This window comes from Campylobacter sp. RM9334 (assembly GCF_020138145.1).
In the GTDB taxonomy this organism is placed as follows: domain Bacteria; phylum Campylobacterota; class Campylobacteria; order Campylobacterales; family Campylobacteraceae; genus Campylobacter_E.
Genome location: NZ_JACGAX010000023.1, coordinates 18,856 through 30,429 on the forward strand (window position 1 = coordinate 18,856; position 11,574 = coordinate 30,429).

Sequence of the window (11,574 nt, forward strand, 5' to 3'; positions counted from 1 at the left end):
TTATCAAAATCTATAATTCATATTATAAACCAAATAGCTTACAAAGATTATTTTAATTCATTAAAATTAAAACTATTTATCAAATTAAAAAATATTGTAGCTTAGTGATTGTATAGAACTTAGTTAAATTATTGTAAATTCAAACTAATAAAGAAATGTATTATCTTTAGTCAAATTCTTGACTAAAGATTTTATTTAGCTTTTTACAGCGCTTCCTAAATCCCACATAGGCATAAAAATACCAAGTGCTAAGAAAAGAACCATACCAGCAATAAATAACATAAGAATTGGCTCAATATAGCTTGATAGGTTATCTATAATATTATTAAATCTTTCCTTATAATACCCAGTAACTTTTTCAAGCATTGCATCTAATTGACCACTGGCTTCGCCTGCTTTAATCATTTGAATAAGCATATTCTCATAAAGTTCTGTTTCTTTAAAAGATTCAGTTAAGCTAAGCCCTCTTGAAATTGAAACTTTAGTAGCATTTAATTTATTTTTCATAGTTGTATTAGATATTGTTCTAAGTGAAGTATCAAGTGCATCTGCAATAGGAATACCTGCTCTTACTAGCTCTGTAAAAATAAGATTAAATCTACTCATAGTAGCAAATAAAATAATCTTTCCTATTAGATAAGTTTTTAAAGCATATCTATCAACTAAAGCTTTATAATTATCATTAATTCCATAAAATCTTTTACTAGCAAATATCCCACCAATAAGCACAACTAAAACATATATCCCATAATTTCTTAAAGTATGCTCAATAAATAACAAAGCCTTAGTAGCAGGTGGTAAATTAGCCCCTAATTGTTCAAATATCTCCTTAAACTGCGGAACAACAACAAGCATTAAGATAGTAAATGCTATAGCAATAGCTGTAACAACTATTATAGGATACCTTAAAGCCTTTTTAAACTTTTGTTGATTGTCATATAATTCTTGTAAAATTTCTGCAAGTTTTTTTAAACTTTCACCCAATTTACCAGTGCTTTCACCTAGCTTAACCATAGCTAGTGTAATATCACCTAATTCAGCTTGAAATGGTTCGAGTGATAAACTTATACTAAGACCAGCATTCAAGTCCTCATAAACTTTAGAAAAAATCTCTTTTACCCTTTTATTTGCACTTGAATTTGCAACTTCTCTCACACTATCATGGATAGAAATACCAGCACCAGCCATAACACCTAATTGGTTAATTGAAGCAATCAAATCAGGTAATTTTATAGTAGGTTTAAAAAAAGATAAATTTTTTAATTTATCAACAGCACTTCCTAGCGAAACGGTTTGAACTTCGCCAGCCTTTACTATACGACCTAAATTTTTATTTTTAGCTTGTTCAACAGCACTTGCCTTGCTTTGTGCTGTTAGAGTTAAGACCTTTTTTTGTCCTTTACTAATATACTCAACTTGAAATTTCTTCATTTATTACTCTTTCGCAACTCTTAATACTTCATCAACACTAGTAACACCCTTAGCAGCTCTTACTATACCATCATGAAACATATCAACAAAACCTTCTTCATAAGCTACTTTTCTAATCTCTTCTTTAGATGCACCCGCTGCAACCATAGAAGAAATTCTATCGCTGATTGGTAGAATTTCACTTATCATTTCACGACCAGTATAGCCTGTTTGAGAACATTTAGGGCAACCTACAGGCTTATAAAATTGTGGATTTTCTACTTCTTTTACATACTTTTCAATTCTTGAATAAAAATTATCAGGTATTTTTGTAACTTGCTTACAATTAGGACAAAGCTTTCTTACAAGTCTTTGTGCTTCAATTGCTGTTAATGCACCACTAACCATATAAGGCTCAACCCCCATATCTACTATCCTAGTAACGGCTGAAACTGCGTCATTCGTGTGAAGAGTTGAAAATACTAAGTGTCCTGTAAGTGCTGCTTGAATAGCAATTGTTAATGTTTCAGCATCCCTAATCTCACCTATCATTATAATATCAGGGTCTTGTCTTAGAATAGACCTAAGAGCAGCTGCAAATGTTAGTCCTGCTTTTTCATTAACATGCACTTGCTGAATCAAATTCAACTGATACTCTACAGGGTCTTCAACCGTGATAATTTTAGTCTCAACGCTTTTCATATCATTAAGCGCAGCATAAAGAGTAGTTGTTTTACCACTTCCTGTTGGACCAGTTACAAGAATAATCCCATAAGGTGCATGCATTGCTGCTTGAAATCTTTCAAGATTTGTAGGGTGCATTCCAAGATTGCCTAGACTAATTAAAATCTTTGATTTATCAAGTATCCTTAAAACTATACTTTCGCCATTTATAATAGGTAATGTTGAAATACGAAAATCATATTCTTTATCTAAAACCCTAGCAGAAAATCTACCATCTTGTGGTTTTCTTTTTTCTGCAATATCCATATTTGATAAAAGTTTCATTCTAGAAACCATTGGTGGATATATATCTTTATCAAAAATAAATATTTCAGTTAGCATACCATCAATCCTACCACGAACAATGCAGTTTGTCTCGGTTGGTTCAATGTGAATATCGCTTGAGCGATTTACAATACAAGTTCTAAGGATAACTTCAATTAATTTTAAAATTCCAGAGCTATCTTGCTCTCCACCAGTCATTGTAGGATCAGAACTTAATTCTTTTCTAATATCATTGATAATATCTTTTATGCTTTCATTTAATTGAATTTTACTTAAATATCTATCAATTTGAGATGGATGTGCGACATAGTTTTTAACAAGTTTTCTACTAAATAAATGTTGAACTTTATCTTGAGTTTCTAAATTAAATGGTTCTTTATATGCTACATATAAATTAATTTCATCTTCTTTAAAAGGTAAAAATCCATAGTTTGATAAAACTGAATACTGAATTTTTTCAGAAATCTTATAATTAATATCAACCGAATCTAAATCTATATATTCAAATCTTAATTTTTGTGCAATTTTTTCTAAAAATTCTTTATTACCTATTTCAAAATGTAATGCAATATCATCTAAAGTAATACCATTAGTCTTATAAAGGTCAATCAATAAAGATTCTAATGTGCTTTCATCTAAAACGCTTTTTAAATAATTTAACTTATCTTGTGGATTTTCAAAAGACATAATAGTGTCTTTTAATTCCATTTTTCTTCTATATACTAAAACTCCTAAACGATCTACAAATTCCATTACCAGTACTCTTTCACTTCTAATATTTGATTGTTTGAATTTAAAATAGTTAAAACCATCTTAGTAAATGGTTTATCAAATCTCAAACTCATTTCATAGATTTTATCATTATATCTAAAAATATATTTATCATTTTCCTTTATATAATTACCTGATATATAATCATCATAAATATCAGATAAAATATAATCACACTTAGGTAGCTTAATAGAGCTTATATTAAGGTTATCAACTAGTGCTGAATGCAATAATTTTTTCTTATATAAAATAGTTGAATAGTAAACAGCATTAGCTCTTGCTTCTTTTGAATTTCTAAGTGCAATAATAACAGCTGATAGTTTGTTTATATAATCTGTTCTTAAACATGCAATACCATACAAATTCATCAATCCATCATCTTGATTTTTTACAGCTAAATCATATACTAAATTATTGCATACTTTTGAATATTCTTGATTTTCAATAGCTTTATTAATATCTGCTAAACTAATAGCAAAACAATTTAAAGCTATTAATAAAAAAATAATTTTTCTCATAATTTACCTTCTTTAATTAAGTCTAAAGTTTGTTTAACACGAGTTGAACTATTAGAATTTAAATAATTAGTTAAAGAATTAATAGCTTGCTCTTTTAAACCTAATTTATAACTTGCTTTTGCAAACATAACCCAAGATTTATCGTTTTTAACATCTAATTTATTTGCAGTCAATGCCCATTCTCTAGCATTTTTAAAATCGCCTTTAGAATAATATACATCAGCTATATCTAAAGCAAAATATATACTATTAGTTTCAGAAAATTTTAATTTCAAATATTCTAAATCATCTAATTCTTTTTTGCTTTCTACCTTAGGTGTAGCTGTAGAATTTAAATCAGTAATAACTATTGTGTTAGTTTCTATATTTTTAGGTATATTTTTAATAATGTTATTATTTTTAATATTACTTGATTTTGTTTCACTTGTATTTGATTTAAAAGATGAGTTTTTAACATCTATATTCATAATGCTTAATGATATAGTTTCATTATTTGTAGTATCTGATAAAGTAGTAGTATTAACTTCTTCTTGTTTAGACATATCTACTAATTTCTTATCATTATCTGGCTTATTACTAATTACTTCTACTGGTTTATTGATAATATTTTTATTATCTAATATTTTTTCTTTTTCCAATTTAACCTTAGTATCATTTATAATCTTTTTAACTTCATTATTACTTTTTTTTACATTAGTTTCTAATTCGCTAGCACCTTTTGAGTATGCAAAATATATTAAAGCAGATATAAAAATAACAAATATAATAAAAGCTAATATGTATAAAAAGATATACTTTTTCTTTTTTTTCTTACTTGAATAAATTTTCCATTTATTTTCTAATTCTATAACTTCATGTAAATTAAGCATTTAATAAACCTTTATCAAGAGCAGCCATTTCTAATACTTTTTCATTGATTTTTGGATTACTAAACTCACTAAATCTTTCTTGCTCGTAAAATTCATATATTTCAAATGCTTTATACAATAACATATTAACAGTTCTTAAGTTTCCTTTAGTAACGCTATATATAAACTTATAATTTTTATTACTAAAAAATCCTTTATCCAAACCATTCTTTAAAGTTTCTAATTTCTTATTAATATAAGTTTTAATTTCATCTTCACTAGATTCACTAAGTTCAATACTTTCCCAAATTCTAGTAGTAAAATGTTCTTGAGCTAAAATATCCTCATCAGCAATTGTCTTATGAACTGTAAATAAGAATTTAAACATTCTAGTATCTGATAATAGTCTAATTTTTTCTATTAATATATTAGGATACATTTGAGCTTCATCAAGCATTACCATATATCCATCATATTTTAATTCTTCGGGAGTTTGAGTAACTTTATCTTTAAAAATTCTTAAAAAATCTTCGTATTTTTCAATCTCTATATATTCATTAAAAATTTTTCTATGCAATTCAGTATAAAATCCTGATTCTGAATAAAATGGCTGTTCTAATAATATAATCTTTTTATTTTTTTCTTTTAAATCTTTTTCTATTTTATTTAATAAAAAAGTCTTACCACAACCTGGCTTACCATAAAACAATACTAATTTTAAAGGCTTTTCTAATGAAGTTATAATCTTATGATAAGCAATCTTAGATTTATCAAGATTGATAAATCTAAGGCTTTCTAAATTGTCTATAAATAATTCTTTAGCTAATGTATATTTATTCAATAGCAACCCTTATTCAACATTATTTATTGAATCAAATTCTTCTGCTTTTTCTTTAAATAAGTTTTTAGTAGCAGTAGGTTTTAAATCTTCTTTATAATCTAGTGCTAAAGAGTATCCTAAATCTTCTAAAGATTTTCTTACTTCTTCTTTATCTTTAGTAAAATCAACAACATGCGGAGTGATAACAAACACTAATTCTGTTTTTTCTTTTGATTTTTGTTTAGAGCCAAATAATTTTCCTAATAAAGGAATATCTTGTAATACCGGAATTCCATTTTTACTAAATAATTCAGAATCAGTAATAAGACCACCTAAAACAATAGTCTCTCCATCTCTTACTTGAACAACTGTTGATAATTTCTTTTGTTTTGTATCTGGAGCAACAACCCTATAGCCATCTTTAACTTTTTTATCTTCAATATTTATTAGCTCACTAATGCTTGGATTAATTCTTAGCATAATTTTATTATCATCTGATATTTCAGGTAAGATATTTAATAAAATACCTACGAAAATTGATTTTTCTTCATCAGCATCACCCGTGCTACCACTATCTGTAGTTGTGCTACTTCCTTTTAATTTATAATTATATGTATCACCAACCGTGATTAATGCTTGTTGGTTATTTAAAGTTGCGATTTTAGGACTTGAAACAACTTTAACATCTCCACTTTCTTTAAGAAAATTTATCATACCTGTTAGGTTAATACCCATATTAATAGCTATATTTTCATCTCCGTGCCATCTACCTTTATCGGTTTTACCCCAAAATACATTAGAAGTATTTTTTTTATCAGCTAAAATAATAGTGCCATTAGCAGTGTTTCCAATAAGATTTGTAAGAGATGCTCCAGTAGTATCAAATCCTAAATTAAATTGTGTCCAATCTATACCTGTTTTATGAGATTTATTAAGGCTTACTTCAATAATTGAAACATCAATTACTACTTGTTTTTTAAGTGATTCTTGAACTTGATTTAAATAAGTTTCAATCCTATCTAAAATTTCATTACTTGAAGTAACTGTGATTAAACCCGCATTAGCATTGATTGTAGGAGGGGTAATAGGAATATTTTGACCTGAATTTTGAACTATTTCTGAAATCTCTTTGCCTATGTTTTTCCAAAAATCAAATTCTTCTTTAGTTTCAATCATATTATCACTATCTGAACTTGAACCTGAACTTGAACTTGAGCTACTGCTATCACTGCTGCTTGCTTGAGATTCAACATTTGCCTTAGTAATAGCACTACCCTTACGAACTGAAGTAATATAGTCTAATTTAAATGTTTTAGTATTTAAACCTTGAATTTTTAAGATATTATTTGAAAAATCATAATCTAAACCTTGTTCAGCAATAAGCAAATCAAAAATGCCATTAATATGCATATTTTTAATACTTATTCCATCTTGTCTAGTACTCAATATTCCTTTTGAATATGAATCTTTATAAACTACACTAAAATCACATACTTTTGATAATTGATTAATTATTTCGTAAGCTGAAGTATCTTCTTTATTTACTTTAATATCAAAAGCTCTTTTTGAGCAATCTGCTGCACTTAATGAGCTAGATAGCATTAGCGCTGCACTTAAAGATATAATAGTTTTATTTAACACTGATTTGAACATTCTGATTATCCTTTAAATTAAGTTCTACATAATTAATTGAATTTGAAAGACCAACTCTTTCATTATTAATACTAACTACCCTATAACCTGCAGTAATTATTTCGTTTAAACCATACCATTTTTGATTGATTTTCACTCTTTTATCTACAATAGCATATAAAGTAAAAGTTATAACCTCGTCTGATTTGATTTTGTCCTTATAAAAAGGATCATTTGTTTTTGTAATTTCAAGATAGTCTATTGTATTTCTAACTTGAACTAATTCATTAAATTTATTGTCAAGTTCTGTTCTTGTCATAGCAAAAATTGCTTGAATACAAACTAATATACATAATACTTTTTTCATTAATATTTAATCCCCCATATTGAGATTTTAACATCAGCTTGAATGTCATTTGTATAAACTTTGTTATTTTCGCCACCATTATTATCATTATTAGGATTATCTGTAGGCTCAATTTTATATAGTTTAAGCATATTTACATCTACAACATCAATTGATTTTTCTAAGCTATTTACAAAATGTAAAATATTTTGGAATTTACCAGTTAAAGAAAATTGAACATTAAAAACTTCTTCTACTTTTTGACTTACCAAATCATTTACACTACTTCTTACATCACCTAAAACTACTTGATATTTTTTAGATAATTCATTAATTTTAGCCATAAACTCAGACCAATTTTTTTGATTATATAATAATTTTGACGCTTCTTTTAATTTATCATCAAAATACATATTCTCATCACTGATTTCTTTTCTTGCTTTTTCTTCGCTAATGATATCTTGTGTTAATTTTTGTATTCTTGAGTTTTGCTTTTCTCTTTCAATAAAATCATCAAGTCTTCTTAACTCTTCTTTAGCTTTATTTAATAATTCTGTTTGTTCTGCCACATACTGCTCTGAACTCTCATATGTATAATCATAGATTAAATAACCAAATAAAAATACACACATAAATATACTCATATAGAATATATTAGTATTAGGCTGCTTTTCGTAATAATTATCTATTTTATCAAAAATACTACCTTGTTTCATCTTAAAACCTTTATTACAATATTACTTTCATGCTCTTTATCTTTATCATCAAGATTTAATATCTTAATCAATACATCTCTTGATTCAATACTATAAGTATCATCAGCACCTATTTCTTTTAAGAATGAAGTTATACCTGTTGCAGTTCCTTTTAAATTAACATTTATAATATCATTATCAAAAGACATACTTGTTACTTTAATATTACTTTGATTTAAGATACTAGCCATTTTTGTAGCTGCACTAGCTTTTGATAGATAATTAACTTTTTTATCATAAATATTATCTAAAAGTGTATATCTAAATTCTAAAGTTCTTCTAGCTTCATTTACTTCAGCTGATAAACTAGATAATCTACTTTCAAGGTTTTTAATTTCATTATCAATTCTTGTATATTCTGTTTGTTTAGCAGGAATTTTTTCACTAGTATCTCTTTCTTCTACTTCAATAAATTTACCATTTATATAATTATATATAGGATAAATACTAGCCAATACAATAACAGCCAAAATTGATAAAATTAACTTCCCAGAATATCTCTTCGCAAAAGGTGGTGGTCTTAAGAATGTAGATATGTTAAATACATCATTTGGCATTTTTAATTGTTCATTAGCTCTTAACAAGCTTAATAAAACAAATGGATTAATCCTTAATTCTCCGCCTTCTTTTTCAGGAGTAGTTGTAAATTCAGAAGGTGTATTAACCTCAACGGTAAAATTTCTAATATTTTTAAATAAATCATATTTAATTTTATGGATATTAACAAATTCTGCTACTTCAAGACTATTAATTCCAATTTCAACTTTATTATTAAGCATAGTTTCAAGTATAATATCATCATCAAGACACCTAAAGCAAGAAAACAATACTTCAACTTTTTTTAAGAAATTTTGACTTAACCCAATATCAGTTCCTACAAATACTTTTGTAATAGTAACATTATCTAATTGAGCACCTCTTAATATTAAAGATAAATTATTAATTAAGAATTTAAAAGACTCGCTTAAAACCTTATTAAGTGAAACTCTTTTTGCATCATCTACATGGTCAAAACCATATTTTGATAATTCATTTAAAAACATATGTTCAGGAATTCTCTCTCCTAAATCATGAGAAAAACTACCATGCAACATATCTATGCTAAGTTTATTAATAATCTTATAGTTTATTAATTCTCCATCTTTATACACAGTAAGTGTTGTATATGTTTTATGAAAATATATAAATACTTGAACTCCATCACTTTCTATAAGTTTGCTTGTATAATAATTTTGATACATCAATGGTTCAATATCTATATAATCAATATACTGAAGCTTATTAGCTACATCTTTAAATTCTGTTTCAATTTTTTCATTTTCTACTACAAATACATTATATACTGTATTAATTCCCATACTAGCATTAGAAATACTATAAGATATCTTATAATCCTTGTCTATATCTAATTCTAATACTTCATAAGTTTTGTTTGTAATTATACTGATTTCATCCTCATCTGTATCGTTTGGAACCTCAACAGAAGCATACTTTACATTTTCACCTGGCATATAGGTAATATTGTAAGCAGAACTGCTTTTTTCCTTAACGGTAATTTCACTAAGGACATTATCAGCAAGTTTATAGAGTTTTTTTGTACTTGAATCAAAAGCGACCAATTCTCTTTTTTTCGCTGTTTTCGCCATTTAAATACCTTTTATTTTTTATTGTTTTAAGCCTACTTTTTTTAAAAAGTTCTCATTATCGTACCATTTTTTTTGAACTTTTGCAACCAACTTTAAGTTAATTTTTAATAAAAAAACTTCAGCAATTCTTTTCCTAGCGACTATTCCAATACGCTTAATTGTATTAGCATTTCGACCGATTAGCATTGCTTTATGATTTTCTGAATCTGTAATAATATCGGCATAAATAGTTAAAAAATTATCTTTTTCTATAATTTTATTAATTAACACTTCACAACAATATGGCAATTCATCACTAAGATTTTGATAAATGCTTTCTATTATTAATTCTTTAATAACATCTTTAGTTGTTTTATCAGTGCTAAATTCTGGGTCAAAAAAATATGGGTGTTCTGGTAAATACTTTACCATCTCATCTAATAATTTATTTTTATAAAATTTATTTTTTGATGAATAAGGAATGATATTAGGAACAATATCTAATTTATTAAATTCTTCTAATTTATCCAATAATTTTTTAGGTTCAACCAAATCAACTTTGTTTATAACTACAATATGCTCAACCTTTGGCTTTAAATCTAAAAATTTTTTATATTCATCTAAACTATCAAAAATACTCATAACGAATACAATCAAATCACACTCATCTAAGCTCTTTTTAGCAGCTTCTATTAATAGTTGATTGAAATTCTTATTGCTTTCGTGTAGGCCTGGAGTATCTATTAATATTATTTGATTTTCATCGTGCATTATTACCACATTCATTTTTCTTCTTGTGGCATTTTCTTTATGTGATACTAGGCAAATATTTTCGCCTAGTAAAGAATTAATCATTGTGCTTTTACCGGCATTTGTTCTGCCGATTACACTTACAAAACCGCTTTTCATAAAATATATCTTGCTATATCTTGATTTTCTATAATAGAGCCTAATTTATCATCAACTAATTTTGTATCTATTACACAATCTTTATCTTTGTATTTATCACACTCATAAGAAATATCTTCTACTAATTTTTCAATAACAGTATGTAAGCGTCTAGCACCTATATCTTCCATACTTTCATTTGCTTGTGCTGCTATTTTTGCAATTTTTTTAATAGCATCATCTTCAAACACTAAATTAACTCCTTCAGTTTCTAAAAGGGCTTTATATTGTTTTAAAAGTGAGTTTTTAGGTCTTGTTAAAATCTCATACAATTCATCAGCACCCAAGCTATCAAGCTCAACTCTTAGTGGAAATCTACCTTGTAATTCAGGGATTAAATCACTTGGCTTACTTAAATGAAATGCACCTGCTGCAATAAATAATATATGATCAGTTTTTACATTACCTAATTTAGTATTTACTACACTACCTTCTACGATAGGTAACAAATCTCTTTGAACACCTTCTTTGCTAGGGTCTTGTCTACTTGAATTACCCGAGCTTACCGCAACTTTATCTATCTCGTCAATAAAGATTATTCCTTCATTTTGAACTCTTTTTAAGGCTTCATCTTTAATGCTTTCATTATCTAAAACACTATCTGTTAATTCAGTTTCTAAAACTTTTCTAGCGTCTTTAATTTTTAACTCTTTTTTCACTTTTTTATCAGCAATACCAATTACTTTTACCATCTCTTGCATACTTGCAAGTTCTGGTGGTAGATTTGGATTTGTCTCAAGTGAGCGTTGGGTTACATAAATTTCTATAACCTTATCTTCAAATTCTTTATTTCTTAGACGCTCTTTCATCTTTTCTAAGCTAGTTTCATACTCTGCTTGTTTTTCTTCACTAACACCTTTTGGTAATGGCGGTAATAATTTTTCTAAAATTTT

At 26.9% G+C, this 11,574-nt stretch carries 11 protein-coding genes; all 11 read right to left on the reverse strand.

Annotation, left to right across the window (positions count from 1 at the left end):
* Positions 1 to 195 precede the first annotated feature (195 nt).
* Positions 196 to 1,431, reverse strand: coding sequence for a type II secretion system F family protein (locus tag AVBRAN9334_RS08590; protein WP_214115743.1), 1,236 nt, complete (start codon positions 1,429 to 1,431; stop codon positions 196 to 198).
* 3 nt (positions 1,432 to 1,434) lie between these two features.
* Positions 1,435 to 3,126, reverse strand: coding sequence for a GspE/PulE family protein (locus AVBRAN9334_RS08595; RefSeq protein ID WP_442862230.1), 1,692 nt, complete (start codon positions 3,124 to 3,126; stop codon positions 1,435 to 1,437).
* 44 nt (positions 3,127 to 3,170) lie between these two features.
* Entirely contained in the window at positions 3,171 to 3,707 is a 537-nt protein-coding gene (locus AVBRAN9334_RS08600; protein WP_214115745.1) for a hypothetical protein, read from the reverse strand.
* The gene (locus AVBRAN9334_RS08605) at positions 3,704 to 4,576 is read right to left on the reverse strand and encodes a CDC27 family protein (protein WP_336607563.1); all 873 of its coding nucleotides are present in this window, start codon (positions 4,574 to 4,576) and stop codon (positions 3,704 to 3,706) included. The genes AVBRAN9334_RS08600 and AVBRAN9334_RS08605 overlap by 4 nt, the downstream gene beginning before the upstream one ends.
* A complete protein-coding gene (locus tag AVBRAN9334_RS08610; RefSeq protein ID WP_214150104.1) occupies positions 4,569 to 5,396 on the reverse strand; it encodes an ATP-binding protein in 828 nt (275 codons plus the stop codon). Before AVBRAN9334_RS08610 ends, AVBRAN9334_RS08605 begins: the two co-directional genes overlap by 8 nt.
* A gap of 9 nt (positions 5,397 to 5,405) precedes the next feature.
* Positions 5,406 to 7,028, reverse strand: coding sequence for a pilus (MSHA type) biogenesis protein MshL (gene mshL / locus AVBRAN9334_RS08615; RefSeq protein WP_214115748.1), 1,623 nt, complete (start codon positions 7,026 to 7,028; stop codon positions 5,406 to 5,408).
* Positions 7,006 to 7,374 (reverse strand): hypothetical protein, encoded by a 369-nt coding sequence (locus AVBRAN9334_RS08620; protein ID WP_214115749.1) that lies wholly within the window; start codon positions 7,372 to 7,374, stop codon positions 7,006 to 7,008. The genes mshL and AVBRAN9334_RS08620 overlap by 23 nt, the downstream gene beginning before the upstream one ends.
* On the reverse strand, positions 7,374 to 8,069 hold the full coding sequence (locus tag AVBRAN9334_RS08625) for a hypothetical protein (RefSeq protein ID WP_214115750.1): 696 nt from the start codon (positions 8,067 to 8,069) through the stop codon (positions 7,374 to 7,376). Before AVBRAN9334_RS08625 ends, AVBRAN9334_RS08620 begins: the two co-directional genes overlap by 1 nt.
* Positions 8,066 to 9,754, reverse strand: a complete 1,689-nt coding sequence (locus AVBRAN9334_RS08630) for a hypothetical protein (RefSeq protein ID WP_336607564.1) — start codon at positions 9,752 to 9,754, stop codon at positions 8,066 to 8,068. Before AVBRAN9334_RS08630 ends, AVBRAN9334_RS08625 begins: the two co-directional genes overlap by 4 nt.
* Before the next feature lie 18 nt (positions 9,755 to 9,772).
* On the reverse strand, positions 9,773 to 10,642 hold the full coding sequence (era, locus tag AVBRAN9334_RS08635; RefSeq protein ID WP_214115752.1) for a GTPase Era: 870 nt from the start codon (positions 10,640 to 10,642) through the stop codon (positions 9,773 to 9,775).
* The coding region (hslU, locus tag AVBRAN9334_RS08640) for an HslU--HslV peptidase ATPase subunit (protein WP_336607565.1) at positions 10,639 to 11,574 on the reverse strand (936 nt) is incomplete at its 5' end. The genes era and hslU, both read right to left, overlap by 4 nt.

Excerpts from the sequence above, each read along its gene's own strand:
- AVBRAN9334_RS08630 (WP_336607564.1), bottom strand. The coding sequence starts at position 9,754 with ATGGCGAAAACAGCGAAAAAAAGAGAATTGGTCGCTTTTGATTCAAGT.
- AVBRAN9334_RS08620 (WP_214115749.1), bottom strand. The coding sequence starts at position 7,374 with ATGAAAAAAGTATTATGTATATTAGTTTGTATTCAAGCAATTTTTGCT.
- mshL (WP_214115748.1), bottom strand. The coding sequence starts at position 7,028 with ATGTTCAAATCAGTGTTAAATAAAACTATTATATCTTTAAGTGCAGCG.
- AVBRAN9334_RS08595 (WP_442862230.1), bottom strand. The coding sequence starts at position 3,126 with ATGGAATTAAAAGACACTATTATGTCTTTTGAAAATCCACAAGATAAG.
- era (WP_214115752.1), bottom strand. The coding sequence starts at position 10,642 with ATGAAAAGCGGTTTTGTAAGTGTAATCGGCAGAACAAATGCCGGTAAA.
- AVBRAN9334_RS08600 (WP_214115745.1), bottom strand. The coding sequence starts at position 3,707 with ATGAGAAAAATTATTTTTTTATTAATAGCTTTAAATTGTTTTGCTATT.
- AVBRAN9334_RS08605 (WP_336607563.1), bottom strand. The coding sequence starts at position 4,576 with ATGCTTAATTTACATGAAGTTATAGAATTAGAAAATAAATGGAAAATT.
- AVBRAN9334_RS08590 (WP_214115743.1), bottom strand. The coding sequence starts at position 1,431 with ATGAAGAAATTTCAAGTTGAGTATATTAGTAAAGGACAAAAAAAGGTC.
- AVBRAN9334_RS08625 (WP_214115750.1), bottom strand. The coding sequence starts at position 8,069 with ATGAAACAAGGTAGTATTTTTGATAAAATAGATAATTATTACGAAAAG.